The 14,669-nt window shown below is 62.3% G+C and carries 15 protein-coding genes and 1 pseudogene; 3 read left to right on the forward strand and 13 right to left on the reverse strand.

The features are described 5' to 3' along the window. Window positions 1–42: 42 nt before the first annotated feature. Window positions 43–1,752 carry a single-stranded-DNA-specific exonuclease RecJ gene (gene recJ / locus ACF8EF_RS21890; protein ID WP_392460529.1) on the reverse strand — a complete coding sequence of 570 codons (1,710 nt, stop codon included), beginning with the start codon at window positions 1,750–1,752 and terminating at the stop codon, window positions 43–45. A gap of 8 nt (window positions 1,753–1,760) precedes the next feature. Further along, window positions 1,761–2,303, reverse strand: coding sequence for a YaeQ family protein (locus ACF8EF_RS21895; protein ID WP_003252169.1), 543 nt, complete (start codon window positions 2,301–2,303; stop codon window positions 1,761–1,763). Between the two features lie 130 nt (window positions 2,304–2,433). Here ACF8EF_RS21895 and ACF8EF_RS21900 point away from each other — a divergent pair, with 130 nt between their 5' ends. Then, window positions 2,434–3,633: a CaiB/BaiF CoA-transferase family protein gene (locus ACF8EF_RS21900; protein ID WP_010952569.1), complete on the forward strand. Its 1,200-nt coding sequence runs from the start codon at window positions 2,434–2,436 to the stop codon at window positions 3,631–3,633. 19 nt (window positions 3,634–3,652) lie between these two features. Beyond that, complete coding sequence (locus ACF8EF_RS21905) at window positions 3,653–4,528, forward strand: TIGR02285 family protein (protein WP_392460530.1); 876 nt, start codon at window positions 3,653–3,655, stop codon at window positions 4,526–4,528. Window positions 4,529–4,716: 188 nt separating this feature from the next. Here the strand turns inward: ACF8EF_RS21905 and ACF8EF_RS21910 are convergent, their stop codons facing one another. From ACF8EF_RS21910 to xerD, 6 genes and pseudogenes are all read right to left on the reverse strand, one after another. After that, the gene (locus ACF8EF_RS21910) at window positions 4,717–4,998 is read right to left on the reverse strand and encodes a DUF3509 domain-containing protein (RefSeq protein WP_176682709.1); all 282 of its coding nucleotides are present in this window, start codon (window positions 4,996–4,998) and stop codon (window positions 4,717–4,719) included. A gap of 79 nt (window positions 4,999–5,077) precedes the next feature. Further along, window positions 5,078–5,495 (reverse strand): annotated as a pseudogene (locus ACF8EF_RS21915) (histidine kinase). 132 nt (window positions 5,496–5,627) lie between these two features. Next, window positions 5,628–7,037, reverse strand: a complete 1,410-nt coding sequence (thrC, locus tag ACF8EF_RS21920; RefSeq protein WP_176682708.1) for a threonine synthase — start codon at window positions 7,035–7,037, stop codon at window positions 5,628–5,630. 60 nt (window positions 7,038–7,097) lie between these two features. Further along, a complete protein-coding gene (locus ACF8EF_RS21925) occupies window positions 7,098–8,402 on the reverse strand; it encodes a homoserine dehydrogenase (RefSeq protein WP_003252157.1) in 1,305 nt (434 codons plus the stop codon). Between the two features lie 83 nt (window positions 8,403–8,485). Beyond that, window positions 8,486–9,229 carry a thioredoxin fold domain-containing protein gene (locus tag ACF8EF_RS21930; RefSeq protein WP_104962463.1) on the reverse strand — a complete coding sequence of 248 codons (744 nt, stop codon included), beginning with the start codon at window positions 9,227–9,229 and terminating at the stop codon, window positions 8,486–8,488. A 153-nt stretch (window positions 9,230–9,382) separates the two neighbouring features. After that, window positions 9,383–10,279 carry a site-specific tyrosine recombinase XerD gene (gene xerD, locus ACF8EF_RS21935; RefSeq protein ID WP_003252154.1) on the reverse strand — a complete coding sequence of 299 codons (897 nt, stop codon included), beginning with the start codon at window positions 10,277–10,279 and terminating at the stop codon, window positions 9,383–9,385. Window positions 10,280–10,347: 68 nt separating this feature from the next. On the opposite strand from xerD, the gene ACF8EF_RS21940 reads away from it, so the two are divergent. Next, the gene (locus ACF8EF_RS21940) at window positions 10,348–12,153 is read left to right on the forward strand and encodes a sodium:proton antiporter (RefSeq protein WP_176682706.1); all 1,806 of its coding nucleotides are present in this window, start codon (window positions 10,348–10,350) and stop codon (window positions 12,151–12,153) included. A gap of 3 nt (window positions 12,154–12,156) precedes the next feature. Here the strand turns inward: ACF8EF_RS21940 and ACF8EF_RS21945 are convergent, their stop codons facing one another. From ACF8EF_RS21945 to rpsP, 5 genes are all read right to left on the reverse strand, one after another. Then, window positions 12,157–12,564 (reverse strand): acyl-CoA thioesterase, encoded by a 408-nt coding sequence (locus ACF8EF_RS21945; protein WP_014592194.1) that lies wholly within the window; start codon window positions 12,562–12,564, stop codon window positions 12,157–12,159. 94 nt (window positions 12,565–12,658) lie between these two features. Next, entirely contained in the window at window positions 12,659–13,009 is a 351-nt protein-coding gene (gene rplS / locus ACF8EF_RS21950) for a 50S ribosomal protein L19 (protein ID WP_003252148.1), read from the reverse strand. A gap of 42 nt (window positions 13,010–13,051) precedes the next feature. Then, on the reverse strand, window positions 13,052–13,804 hold the full coding sequence (gene trmD, locus ACF8EF_RS21955) for a tRNA (guanosine(37)-N1)-methyltransferase TrmD (protein WP_003252146.1): 753 nt from the start codon (window positions 13,802–13,804) through the stop codon (window positions 13,052–13,054). Window positions 13,805–13,807: 3 nt separating this feature from the next. Then, the gene (gene rimM, locus ACF8EF_RS21960) at window positions 13,808–14,344 is read right to left on the reverse strand and encodes a ribosome maturation factor RimM (protein ID WP_084850792.1); all 537 of its coding nucleotides are present in this window, start codon (window positions 14,342–14,344) and stop codon (window positions 13,808–13,810) included. Window positions 14,345–14,349: 5 nt separating this feature from the next. Beyond that, complete coding sequence (rpsP, locus tag ACF8EF_RS21965; RefSeq protein ID WP_003252142.1) at window positions 14,350–14,601, reverse strand: 30S ribosomal protein S16; 252 nt, start codon at window positions 14,599–14,601, stop codon at window positions 14,350–14,352. Window positions 14,602–14,669: the final 68 nt, after the last annotated feature.

The raw sequence follows: 14,669 nt of genomic DNA on the forward strand, positions 1-14,669 counted from the left end.
TGGCTTGCCGGCGATGGGCTGCAAAGCAGCCCCCATTTACAGTCAGCGCGGCTCCATATGCGCAATCATCAACTGCACACTCTCATTACCGCGAAACTCGTTCACATCCAGCTTGTACGCCAACTCCACCCAGCGCACCGTCGGGTTTGGCCACACTTCGCGGTCAATGCCGAAGGCAATGCCATCCAGCCGCACCGAGCCACATTCGCTCTTGAGCACCACTTTCAGGTGCCGTTCGCCAACCACACGCTGCTCCACCAACTGGAACACGCCATGGAACAGCGGCTCCGGGAAGTGCTGGCCCCAAGGCCCGGCGTGGCGCAGGGCCTTGGCCAGGTCGAGGTGGAATTCCTCGACCGCCAGGCTACCGTCGGATAACAGCCGGCCGGTCAGGTCTTCTTCGCGCAGTTGACGCCGCACCTCTTCATCGAACGCCTCGGCAAATGCCGGGAAATTGGCCTCGGGCAACGATAACCCTGCCGCCATGGCGTGGCCGCCGAACTTGCTGATCAACTGCGGGTGGCGCGCGGCCACGGCATCCAGCGCATCGCGAATATGGAACCCCGGCACCGAGCGCGCCGAACCTTTGAGCATGCCGTCGCCAGCATCAGCGAACGCAATGGTCGGCCGGTGGTAACGCTCCTTCAAGCGCGAAGCCAGAATACCGATCACGCCCTGGTGCCAGTCGGCATCGAACAGGCACAACCCATATGGCATCGACTCGACCGGCAGGTCCTTGAGTTGGGCCAGGGCTTCGCGCTGCATGCCCTGCTCGATGGACTTGCGGTCCTGGTTCAGGTCATCCAACTGCTGGGCCATGTCCTGGGCCAGCGCCGCGTCCTCGCACAGCAGGCATTCGATGCCCAGGCTCATGTCGTCCAGGCGCCCGGCGGCATTCAACCGTGGGCCGAGGATGAAACCAAGGTCAGTCGAAGTGATGCGCCGGTGATCGCGCCGCGCCACCTCAAGGATGGCCTTGAGGCCGGGCCGGGCGCGGCCGGCGCGGATGCGCTCGAGGCCTTGGTGCACCAGGATGCGGTTGTTGGCATCCAGCGGCACCACGTCAGCAACACTGCCCAGCGCCACCAGATCGAGCAGCTCGCCAATGTTCGGCTGTGGCTGCGCCTCATAGCGCCCAAGGCTGCGCAAGCGAGCGCGCAGGGCCATCAACACATAGAAGATCACCCCTACCCCGGCCAGTGACTTGCTCGAAAAGCTGCAGCCCGGCTGGTTGGGGTTGATGATGGCATCAGCGTCGGGCAACTGCTCGCCCGGCAGGTGGTGGTCGGTGACCAGTACCTTGAGCCCGGCGGCCTTGGCGGCCGCTACCCCGTCGACACTGGAAATGCCGTTGTCCACGGTAATCAGCAACTGCGGCTGGCGCTGCAGCGCCACCTCGACGATTTCCGGGGTCAGGCCGTAGCCGTACTCGAAGCGGTTGGGCACCAGATAATCGACATGGGCCGCGCCCAGCAGGCGCAGACCCAACACCCCGACGGTGCTGGCGGTGGCACCGTCAGCATCGAAGTCGCCGACGATGAGGATGCGCTGGCGCTGGTCGATGGCTTCGACCAGCAGGTCCACACCGGCTTCGATGCCCTTGAGCTGCTGGTACGGCAGCAGGCGTGCCAGGCTTTTGTCCAGCTCGGCCTCGCTCTGCACGCCGCGCGCGGCGTAAAGGCGGGTCAGCAAGGGTGGCAGGTTACCCAGAAATGGCAGGGTCGGCGGCAGCGGGCGAGGTTCGATACGCATGGGTTGCTTCAACCACGCTCACCGAGCAGCCACTGCAGTTGGACTTCATGCTGGCCACGGTCGTCAGTCACGAATACCGTACCTTCACTGATCATCACATCCCACTTGATGCTACGCGGCATGTCGGTCGCCAGGGTTTCCAGCACCTCTTGCGGCACAGCGGCAATGCTCAGGTTTTTCAGGTTCTTGACCGCGCTTACCACTTTACCCTCCCACACTCGCAGGCTGCCGTAAGCCAGCAAGCTGGTGCGTTCGGTACGACGCGAGCACCAGGTCAGGCGATCGGCATCGGGCTGGCCAACTTCAATCCAGTGCAGCACGCGGTCGTCCAGGCTCTTTTCCCACAGCGCCGGCTCATCGACATCCGACAGGCCGCGGCCAAACGACAAGTTCTCGTTGTACCAGAGCGCGTACGCCAACAGACGAACTGCCATGCGCTCTTCGGTTTCCGAAGGGTGCCGAGCGATAGTCTGTTTGACGCTTTCGTAGACGTTGCGATCAAGGTCGGTGAGATTCAATTCGAACTTGTAGGTGGTGGACGGCTGGGCCATGGTCAACGGGCTTCGTGCAAAAGAAAGTGGCACAGTCTACCCCATCCGCACCTTCCATGCCCCGCAGCAGTACCCGGCGAAACCGACGTGTGATAAAACCACGGCTCTGCCCAACAGCCACGGATACCCCATGTCGACGCCCAGCAAACCCCTCGCCGGCCTTAAAGTTGTCGAACTCGGTACCCTGATCGCCGGGCCGTTCGCCTCGCGCATCTGTGCCGAATTCGGTGCCGAAGTGGTCAAGGTCGAATCGCCCGACGGCGGCGACCCGCTGCGCAAGTGGCGCAAGCTGTACGAGGGCACCTCGCTGTGGTGGTTCGTGCAGGCCCGCAACAAGCAGTCGCTCACCCTCAACCTCAAGCACCCCGAGGGCCGCGATATCCTCAAGCGCCTGCTGGCCGAGGCCGACATCCTGATCGAAAACTTCCGCCCGGGGGTGCTGGAGAAACTTGGCCTGGGGTGGGATGTACTGCATGCGCTGAACCCGCGCCTGGTGATGGTGCGCCTGTCGGGCTTTGGCCAGACCGGGCCGATGAAAGACCAGCCAGGCTTCGGTGCCGTAGGCGAGTCGATGGGCGGCCTGCGTTACATCACCGGTTTCGATGACCGCCCGCCGGTGCGCACGGGGATTTCCATCGGTGACTCGATTGCCGCCCTGTGGGGGGTGATCGGCGCGCTGATGGCGCTGCGCCACCGGGAGGTCAATGGCGGCCAGGGCCAAGTGGTGGACGTGGCCCTGTACGAAGCGATCTTTGCCATGATGGAGAGCATGGTCCCGGAGTTCGATGTGTTCGGTTTCATCCGCGAACGCACCGGCAACATCATGCCAGGCATCACGCCCTCCTCCATCCACACAAGCGCCGACGGCAAGCATGTGCAGATCGGCGCCAACGGTGATGCGATCTTCAAGCGCTTCATGCAGGCGATCGGTCGCGACGACCTGGCCAATGACCCGACCCTGGCCAGCAACGACGGCCGCGACCTGCGTCGTGACGAGCTGTACGGGGTAATCGACCGCTGGGCCAACAGCCTGCCACTGGAGCAACTGATGCAGGTGCTGACCACCGCCGAAGTGCCGGCCAGTCGTATCTATTCGGCCGAAGACATGTTCAACGACCCCCAGTACCTGGCGCGCGAGATGTTCCTGCAGGCCAAGCTGCCGGATGGCAAGCCATTCCACATGCCCGGCATCGTGCCCAAGCTGTCGGAGACTCCCGGCTCTAGCGAATGGGTCGGCCCGGCCTTGGGCGAGCATACCGAGGCGCTGCTCGGCAGCCTGGGCTACGACGCAGCGGCCATCGCCAGCCTGCGTGCAGCGGGCACGGTCTGACCCTGGCGCTTCCGTCTCCATGTACGCAATCCGCTGCCTACGCCTTCTGGTCCTGCTCTGCGGGCTTTTGCCCGCGTTGCTGATGCAGCCAGCGAGCGCCAAGGAGCACCTCTTCTGGCTGGTGCGTGACCTGCCACCGTTCACCATCTTTGATGGCCCGGAAGAAGGCCGGGGGGTGATCGACCAGTTGTTACCGCTGCTGATCAGGCAGATGCCCGAGTACGAACACAGCATCGTGCGGGTCAACCGCGCCCGCGGCCTGCAGATGCTGCAAGACCGTGACACCTTTACCTGCGACCCAACCGTGCTGTGGACCCCGAAACGGGCCGAGTATGTGCATTTTTCCGTTCCATCGCTGGGCGCGCTCAGCGGTGGCCTGGTGTTGCGCAAGGAAAACCAGGCGCTGGTGGCACCCTACCTCGACGGCCAGCAGGTGGACCTGCGTGGCCTGCTGAGCAAGACCCCGCTGAAGCTGGGGGTTGTCGCCGAGCGCAGCTACGGTACGCAGATTGACAGCATCCTGCGCCAGTTGCCCGACAGCGCGCTCAGCCGGCACTACGGCAACGAGGCCACCGCCAACCTGCTGCAGATGCAGCAGCTGGGGCGCCTGCGCCTGGTGCTCGGCTACTGGCCTGAAGTGCGCTACCTGATACAACAACAAGGCGGATCACTGGATGACTATCAGTTTCATACTGTGCAGGGCGTGAAGCGCTACCAGTTTCTGCACGTGGGGTGTACAGACAGCGAACTGGGGCGTGCGGCAGTTGCCCACATCGATCAGTTGCTGCCTGCCCTGCGCCGGGATGTGTTGCCTGGGTTGTATGCCCGCTGGCTGGACCAGGCATTGCGGGAAGACTACCTGCAAGAAAGCCGCCGTTTCTTTGAGGCCAGATAAACCCAACCGGCATGCACCGTGGTTGCAGGAGCAGCCTTGGGGATAGGTGCCTGCCCGGAAAAAGAAACCCCGGGCGCTGGGGAAGACGCCCGGGGCCAAGCGAAAGCCCTTGAGGACTTCCCGTGACAGCCTTGCCAGCGCTGGAGCAAAGCACTGGCTGGCTGCCCCTACACTGTCTGATAAGCCACTCAGGCAAAGGTTCCCTGCGGTTGCTGACGATGCTGCAATGCCGCGATCACACAAGGCTGCAACCGCCCCTCAGCTATCTGCAGGTCTCGGTGCAAGCCGTCCACGAGGTCGATCAGCAGGCGTTGCTCTTGCAATTGGCGCTCGCTGACCGTGCGCCGCAAGGTAATACCTGAGAGGGGATCGTGAACGGTCAGTTGACGATTACCGCCGGGATCGGCGATGCCAAGGTGGGTCTGATAGGGCGTCAGGGCTTCGTTGAGCAGGCTGCAGATTCTTTCCATCCGGATCACTCGCTGCGTGGTGGGACCTAAAGTGACTGACCAGCAGGCGCCGCAGAAAGTTCGTCAAACCGCGCCCGCTTCAATGAGCATGCGGGGCTGGCATGACAGTTTGAATACGCCGACCAGGGCGTACCTGCAGTGTCTGCAAGGCATGCTGCAGGCGTGGCATAGACAGCGGCCAGGGCAACTCGTCGAGCACCCACATGCCGCGCTTTCTGGCCTCTTGGGCAAGGTTTTGACGCGTTGGGGCAGGCTGCCCGACGAACAGCAATGCGCGCGCGCTGCGGCTGGGCGAACAGGGCAAGGCCGGCCCGGGCTGGCATGGCGTGGTCGAGGATCAGCAGGTCGGGGCGACGCTCAGCACAGAGGCAGGCGTCGAGGTCAGCGATGCTCTCGCTGATGCGCACGTTGAAGACGCCTTGGCCGTTAAGGGCCTGGTGCAAGAGGATCTGATGGGATGGGCGAGCCTGGTGGATCAACACATAGGGCTGGTGCATGAGCCGCTCCTGGAGGGAGGACCGGCTAATTTATGCTTGAAGCTCTGCGGACCGAATAGGATGTTTCTGATAGACCGGAGGGAAAAGTCTTAGACTTTGGGGCTGCTCTGTGCAGCCCCAAACGCCATGCAATTACAGCGGCTTGCCGCGGTTGCCGTGCTGGCTGACAAAGCCCTGTACAGCCTTCAGGTCATTGGCCAGTACCGTGCAACGCTCTTCACGGCTGAACAGGTCGCTGAGGTGCACGGGTAGCTCCAGCGCCTTGCCCACACCGGCCTTCTCCACCGCTTCCGGGAACTTGACCGGGTGCGCGGTACCCAGCACCACCATTGGCGTGTCCAGGCTGCGGCGGCACTCGCGGGCAGCCTTGACGCCGATTGCGGTATGCGGGTCGAGCACTTCACCGGTGGCGGCGAACACTTCTGCGATGGTTTCGCAGGTTTGCTCGTCACTGACAGCCAGCGAGTCGAACAGTTTGCGGGCTTCGGTCCAGCGGTCTTGCTCGACGCTGAAGCCGCCACCTTGCTTGAAGTTGGCCATCAGCTCGGCAATCGCACCACCGTTGCGGCCATGCAGGTCGAACAGCAGGCGCTCGAAGTTGGACGAGACCATGATGTCCATCGACGGCGACAGGGTGGCGTGCAGGGTTTCCTTGACGTACTGGTTGCCGCTCATGAAGCGGTGCAGGATGTCGTTGCGGTTGGTGGCGACGATCAATTGGCTGACCGGCAGGCCCATGTTGCGCGCCAGGTAGCCGGCGAAGATGTCGCCGAAGTTGCCGGTCGGTACCGAGAACGCCACCGAGCGCGCCGGGCCACCCAACTGCAGGGCTGCATGGAAGTAGTAGACGATCTGGGCCATGATCCGCGCCCAGTTGATCGAGTTGACGGCTACCAGGCGGGTGCCCTTGAGGAACGACTGGTCGGCGAAACTGGCCTTGACCATTTCCTGGCAATCGTCGAAGTTGCCTTCGATGGCGATGTTGTGGATGTTGTCGCCAAAGATGGTAGTCATCTGGCGGCGCTGCACTTCCGACACACGCTGGTGCGGGTGCAGGATGAAGATGTCGACGTTGTCGCAACGGCGGCAGCCTTCGATCGCGGCGGAACCGGTATCACCGCTGGTGGCACCGATGATGACCACGCGCTCGTTGCGCTTGGCCAGCACATGGTCCAGCAGGCGGCCGAGCAACTGCAGGGCAAAGTCCTTGAACGCCAGGGTCGGGCCGTGGAACAGTTCCAGCACCCACTCGTTGCTGTTCAGTTGACGCAACGGGGCGACCGCGGCGTGGGCGAACTCGCCGTAGGTTTCTTCGAGGATCTTCTTGAAGTCGGCGTCGGCGATGCTGCCTTCGACGAACGGGCGCATCACGCGGAAGGCCAGCTCGTGGTAAGGCAGGCCTGCCCACGAGGCGATTTCTTCCTGGGTGAAGCGTGGCAGGTTTTCCGGCACGTAGAGGCCGCCGTCGCTGGCCAGGCCAGCCAGCAGCACGTCTTCGAAATTGAGGGCCGGTGCCTGGCCGCGGGTACTGATATAGCGCATGGGTGCAAACCTTCGATGCTGGGGCCGGGGCCGCGCAGGCGGCCCGTCGGCAAATACTTGTTAGTTGAGCTGTTCGACGCGAATGCGCACAACCTTGCCGACCACGTCCTGCAGGGCTTCCAGAGCGACGATGGCATCATTGATACGCTGCTCGACCACGCCATGGGTCACCAGGATCATTGGCACCAGGCCATCCTGTTCCTCGGCTTCCTTCTGCATGATCGACTCGATGTTGATACCACGCTCCGAGAGGATGCTGGCGACCTGGGCCAGTACGCCCGGGTGATCCTTGGCCTGGATGCGCAGGTAGTAGGCGCTTTCGCAGGCTTCGATCGGCAGGATCGGGTGGGCCGACAGCGAGTCTGGCTGGAAGGCCAGGTGCGGCACGCGGTTTTCCGGGTCGGAGGTCATGGCACGGACCACGTCGACCAGGTCGCCGACCACTGACGAAGCGGTAGGCTCCATACCCGCGCCGGCACCGTAGTACAGGGTGGAGCCTGCAGCATCACCGTTGACCATGACAGCGTTCATCACGCCGTTGACGTTGGCGATCAGGCGGTCGGCCGGGATCAGCGTCGGGTGCACGCGCAGCTCGATACCTTCGGCGGTGCGACGCGCCACGCCCAGGTGCTTGATGCGGTAGCCCAGGGCCTCGGCGTAGTTCACGTCTGCCGTTGTCAGCTGGGTGATACCTTCGGTGTAGGCCTTGTCGAACTGCAGCGGGATACCGAACGCGATGGACGCCAGGATCGTCAGCTTGTGCGCAGCGTCGATGCCTTCTACGTCAAAGGTCGGGTCGGCTTCTGCGTAGCCCAGCGCCTGAGCTTCGGCCAGCACGTCCGGGAAGGCACGGCCCTTCTCACGCATTTCGGTGAGGATGAAGTTGCCGGTGCCGTTGATGATGCCAGCCAGCCAGTTGATGCGGTTGGCCGACAGGCCTTCGCGAATGGCCTTGATCACCGGGATGCCACCGGCTACGGCCGCCTCGAACGCGACAATCACACCCTTCTCGCGGGCTTTGGCGAAGATTTCGTTGCCATGCACGGCAATCAGCGCCTTGTTGGCGGTGACCACGTGCTTGCCGTTTTCGATGGCCTTCAGCACCAGGTCGCGGGCGATGGTATAGCCACCGATCAGCTCGATGACAATGTCGATCTCCGGGTTGCTTGCAACTTCGAACACGTCAGCGGTAATGGGGGTACCGGTAATCTGGCAGTTCGGGTTCTGCGAGCGCATGGCGATCTGTGCCACTTCAATACCGCGCCCGGCACGGCGGGCAATCTCCTCGGCGTTGCGCTGAAGTACATTGAAGGTTCCGCCACCGACGGTCCCCAACCCACAGATGCCTACTTTGACCGGTTTCACTGTGAACTCCCCATTGAACGGCCGACACGTTTGCCGACCGTGAAACTTGCCGTCACCCCATGACGACGGCGTACTGAACTGAATTACTTGGCAAGTGCCAGCTTGGCGACCTGCGGTGCCGGCTGGTAGCCAGGAATGACCTGGCCGCTTTCAAGAACAATGGCCGGCGTGCCATTGACCCCGATCGACTGACCCAGCTGGAACTGCTTGCTGACCGGGTTGGTGCACTTGGCGGCCTTGATTTCTTTACCTTCGACCATTTTGTCCATCGCCCCACGGCGGTCACTGGAGCACCACACCGCCTGCAACTGCTGGTCACCCGACGAACCGAGGCCCTGGCGCGGGAAGGCGACATAGCGCACTTCGATACCGCGACGGTTCAACTCGGGCACTTCGGCGTGCAGCTTGTGGCAGTACGGGCAGGTGGTGTCGGTGAACACGGTGATGTGCGACTTGGTCTCGCCCTTGGCAGGATAAACCACCATCTCGGCGGCTGGAATGCCGTTGATGAGTTTGGCGATACCTTGGCGTTCGGCTTTTTCGGTGAGGTTGACCGGCTTGCCGTCCTGGATCTGGAACAGGTAGCCCTGCATCACGAACTGACCGTCGGCGCTGGCGTACAGCACGCGCCCGCCCTGCAGCTTGACTTCATACAGGCCATTGAGCGGGCTGCTGGCCACGCTTTCCACGGGCACTTCCAGTTCGAGGTTCTGCAACGATTTACGGATGGCCTGCTCCGCACCGGCGTTGCTATCGGTTGCCGCGGCAACGGCAAAGGTACTGGCCAACGCCAACGCGGCGGCGGCGAAAAACTGGGTCACGCGCATGGGAACTCCTGAAGGCGGACAGGGGCCGGAGGGCGCCACCTGCGGAAAATACGCGGTGACCGTGCGGCCCGTGGTGCAAACCGCTCAAGCCTACCACATCACGCTGCCAGTGAAGGGGCTCGCAAGGACCGGTCGGCGGAACATGAATAACATTCATCCACGCGGATGGTGCTGGGCGTGCAACTGCTGCAGCCGGGCCTTGGCGACGTGGGTATAGATCTGCGTGGTCGACAGGTCACTGTGCCCCAGCAGCATCTGCACCACACGCAAGTCGGCACCATGGTTGAGCAGGTGGGTGGCGAAGGCATGCCGCAGGGTGTGCGGCGACAGCGGCTTGTCGATGCCGGCAACCCGTGCGTGGTGCTTGATACGGTGCCAGAAGGTCTGGCGGGTCATCTGCTCGCCGCGCTGGCTGGGGAACAGCACATCGCTGGGACGGCCATTGAGCAGTTCGGCGCGCCCATCGCGCTGGTAGCGCTCCAGCCACACTACCGCCTCTTCCCCCATAGGCACCAGGCGTTCCTTGCTGCCCTTGCCCATCACCCGCAGCACACCCTGGCGCAGGTTGACCTGGTCGAGGGTCAGGCTGACCAGTTCGGTGACCCGAAGGCCGCAAGCGTAGAGCACTTCGAGCATGGCACGGTCGCGCTGGCCAATGGCTTCGCCCAGGTCCGGAGCCTGCAGCAAGGCTTCGACGTCGGCTTCAGACAGCGACTTGGGTAGCGGCTTGCCCAATTGCGGCATGTCGACCTGCAGGGTCGGGTCGATCGCCACCAGCTTTTCCCGCAGCAGGTAACGGAAGAAACCGCGCAAACCAGACAGGAAACGCGCCGTGGAACGTGGCTTGTAACCTTGATCCAGGCGCCAGGCCAGGTGATCGAGGATCAGGTCGCGGCCAGCGTCTGGCAACGATACCGAATGCTCCTGCAACCAGCCATTGAACAGGGCCAGGTCGCTACGGTAGGACACGCGGGTGTTGTCGGACAGGCCTTTTTCCAACCATAAGGCGTCAAGGAACTGGTCGATCAAGGGGTGGTCGAGGGCGGGCATGAAATCTCGGTGGCAAACGATGAAATGGCGCTTAGTCTTTCATAACAACGCCGGCATAGGGAGCCCGCATGAACGAACAGCAGATCCTTCTGAGCGTGGGCGGCATCGGCGCCGCAGCGCTCGCCTGCCAGTGGCTGGCCTGGCGCCTGAAGCTGCCGGCGATTCTGTTTCTGTTGTTGGCCGGGATCCTTGCCGGCCCAGCGCTGGGATGGCTCGACCCCGAGGCGCTGTTCGGCCCATTGCTGATGCCGCTGGTGTCGCTGGCGGTGGCGCTGATTCTGTTCGAAGGCAGCCTGACCCTGCACCTGTCCCAGTGGCGCGAGATCGGCAGCGTGGTGCATCGCTTGGTCACAGTGGGCGCACTGGTCACCTGGCTGGTGATTGCACTGGCAACCCACTGGCTGCTCGGGTTCGACTGGCCGCTGGCGATTCTCTTCGGCACCCTGACCCTGGTGACCGGCCCAACGGTGATCGTGCCCATGCTGCGCGTGGTGCGGCCAAAGGCAGCGATCGCGAACATCCTGCGCTGGGAAGGGATCATGATCGACCCGATCGGCGCGCTGCTCGCCGTGGTGGTATACAGCTTCATCATCGCCAGCGCCGAGGGTAACGGCCTGAGCCAGAGCCTTATCACCTTCGCCGGTGTGCTCTTCTGCGGTACCGCCCTGGGCGCGGCTGGGGGCTGGCTGCTGGGGCAAATCATGCGCGAACAGTGGCTACCGGAATACCTGCACAACCTCGCGTCACTGGCGGCGGTACTGGGTATTTTCATCGCCGCCAACCAGATCATGCACGAGTCCGGGCTGCTGGCAGTGACCGTGATGGGGATGTGGCTGGCCAACATGCGCGGGGTTGATGTGCGACAGATCCTGCACTTCAAGGAAAACCTAAGTGTGCTGCTGATTTCCGGCCTGTTCATCCTGCTGGCTGCACGCCTTGACCTGCATGCCCTGCTAGGCCTTGGCCCTGCCGTCCTGGCACTGTTGCTGGTGATCCAACTGCTGGCACGCCCGCTCAGCGTCTGGCTGGCCACATTGGGCTCGACACTCAACTGGCGGGAGCGCGCGCTGCTGGCCTGGATTGCGCCACGCGGCATCGTTGCCGCAGCCGTTTCAGCCATTTTTGCCATCCGTCTGCACCAGGCCGGCCACCAGGATGCCTTGCTGCTGGTACCGTTGACCTTCGCGGTAATCATCGGCACGGTAGTACTGCAAAGCGCCACAGCCAGGCCGCTGGCACGCTTGCTCAAGGTTGCCGAACCGGCTCCCAGCGGGTTTCTCATCGTCGGTGCCAACGAGCCGGCCCGGGCCATCGCCAAAACCCTCCAGCAATTGGGCTGCCGGGTTTTGCTGACGGACTCCAGCTGGGAAAACATCCGCGCCGCGCGTATGGACGGGCTCACGACCTATTTTGGCAACCCAGCCTCGCAGCATGCCGACGCCCATCTGGACCTGGTCGGCCTCGGGCACTTGCTGGGCCTCTCTCCTGCCGGCGAAATCAATGCCTTGGCCTGCGCCAGGTTCCGTCATGATTTCGGGCACAGCCGGCTGTTCGTGCTTGCCAGTGGCCTGGAAAAACAACGTAGCGACAAGCATCGGGCGGCCGAAGAGCACCGCGGGCATCTATTGGGGGCCAAGCCGATGACCTATCTGCAACTGGCCAACCGCATGCATCAGGGCGCCGAGCTGTACAGTACCAACCTGACCGAAGGCTTTGGCTGGGACGCCTACCAGGCGCTGCATGGCGAGCGTGCACACTTGCTGTTCGCGCGCGATGACCATGGCTGGGTCCATGTAGCCAGCCCTGACAACCCGTTGCAGCCGCAACCGGGATGGACCTTGGTGGCATTGATCGAGCGAGCACCGGAGCCGTGATACTCAGGCGCCTGGCAGCACGGGTACCGGGCGCTTGTCCTCGTCAATGGCGACGAAGCTGAACACCCCATGGATCGCCCGGTCACGGCCATCCAGGTACATGTTCTCGACAAACACATCCACCTGCACCTGCAAGCTGGTATTGCCGACCTTGATCACCGTACCCACCAGCTCGACGATCGAGCCCGCCGGAATCGGGTGCTTGAAATCGATGCGGTCGGTAGACACGGTCACCAGCGGCAGGCGACAAAAGCGCGTGGCAGCGATGAACGACACTTCGTCCATCCAGGCCAGGGCGGTGCCGCCGAACAGGGTGTTGTGGTGGTTGGTGGTATTGGGGAACACCGCCTTGGTCACGCGGGTCACCGACAGTTCGGTGCGGCGCTGGATTTCCTGGTCTCGGGTCGTCATGGCAATCACATTTTCGGGGTTTCAAAACGCAAAAAAGCAGCCCGAAGGCTGCTTCTTTCTCGCTAGGCGGCCTCGGCCACCGGGCAAACTGCACTCAGGACAGTTTTTCCTTGATGCGAGCGGCTTTGCCGGACAGGTCGCGCAGGTAGTACAGCTTGGCTTTACGCACGTCACCACGACGTTTCACGGCCAGGCTGTCGATTTGCGGGCTGTAGGTCTGGAAGGTACGCTCTACGCCAACGCCGCTGGAGATCTTGCGCACGGTGAAGGCGCTGTTCAGACCGCGGTTACGCTTGGCGATAACGACGCCTTCGAACGCCTGCAGACGGGAACGCTCACCTTCCTTCACTTTAACCTGAACGACAACGGTGTCGCCTGGTGCGAAGGTCGGGATTTCCTTGCTCATCTGCTCGGCTTCGAGCTGCTGGATGATCTTGTTGGTCATGCTGTGCTCCTAAGATGGATACGCGATCCACCATCGATACGTTTAACTATCGTCCCGCTCGCGGAGATATTCCTCGAGCAGCTTCTTCTCTTCTCCAGAAAGCGAGCGACTTTCCAGAAGATCGGCGCGTCGTTCGAAGGTCCTACCAAGGGACTGCTTCATCCTCCAACGCCGGATATGTGCATGGTTGCCACTTAGCAACACGTCGGGAACACGCTGATCCGCATACACCTCAGGCCGGGTGTAGTGCGGGCAATCGAGCAGACCGTCGGTGAAGGAATCTTCTTCCGCCGAGTCCACATGCCCTAAAGCTCCGGGCAGCAGCCGCGTAACCGCATCGATCAGTACCATGGCCGGCAGCTCGCCACCGGAAAGCACATAGTCGCCAATCGACCACTCCTCATCGACATGAGCCTCGATAAAGCGCTCGTCGATGCCTTCATAACGACCGGCGATCAGGATCAACGATTCCTGTTCGGCCAGGCCTTTGACCGCCTGCTGAGTCAGCTTGCGGCCTTGTGGCGAAAGGTAGATCACCTTCGCCGCTGCTCCGGTCGCCTGCCTGGCGCTAACCAGGGCGTCTTCCAGAGGCTTGATTTTCATCACCATGCCCGGACCACCGCCAAACGGCCGATCATCTACCGTGTGGTGACGATCTGTGGTGTAGTCCCGCGGGTTCCAGCAAGTCACCTGAAGCAACCCCTGTTTCACCGCGCGGCTGGTAATGCCGTACTCCGTGATGGCCGAGAACATCTCGGGGAACAACGTGATGACGTCTACGCGAAGGTTACCCATCGTTTAGAAGTCCGCGTCCCATTCGACCCGCATCACGCCTGCTTCGAGGTCGATTGCCAGCACACATTGCTCCGTATAGGGCAACAGACGCTCGCGATCATCCAGGCTGCCTGCGCAGGGCTTGACCACCATTACATCGTTCGCACCGGTCTCCAACAGGTGATCGACCTTGCCGAACAGTTGTTCGTCCTGGTTGATGACCTTCAGACCTACCAACTGGTACCAGTAGTACTCGTCGGCAGCCAGGTTGGGCAAAAGGCTCCGCGGGATGCAGATTTCGTAACCGCTCAGAAGACGGGCTTCATCGCGATCCTCGAGACCTTTCAGTTTCACGACCAGGCCCTTTTGGGAGCCACGACCGCTGACCAGCTCGACCTGCTTTACCTTGCCTTCGTGCCGAAGCGTCCAGCGCGGATAATCCAACAGGTTTTCAATCGGATCGGTAAAGGAATACACCTTCACCTCGCCGCGAACGCCGTGAACCGAAAAAATCTTGCCAACGACGATGAGGTCGTCAGCCTTTTCTGGCGTCGCGTTCATACTATTCAGGCAGCGGCCTTGGCAGCTTCCTTCAGCAGCTGAGCAACACGCTCAGACGGCTGTGCACCCTGGCTCAGCCAGTAGGTGACGCGCTCTTGGTTGACCGACAGCTTGACTTCGGCGCCAGCAGCGATCGGGTTGAAGAAACCTACGCGCTCAACGAAACGGCCGTCACGGGCGTTACGCGAGTTGGTCACGGTCAGGTGGTAGAATGGGCGCTTTTTCGAGCCGCCACGGGCCAGACGAATGGTTACCATGTGAACATCGTTCCTATAGTCGGTGCTGCAGTTGATACAGCAGCTGGTACTGCAAATCTGAATGCCAA

This window comes from Pseudomonas sp. zjy_15 (genome assembly GCF_043101865.1).
Taxonomy (GTDB): domain Bacteria; phylum Pseudomonadota; class Gammaproteobacteria; order Pseudomonadales; family Pseudomonadaceae; genus Aquipseudomonas; species Aquipseudomonas putida_Y.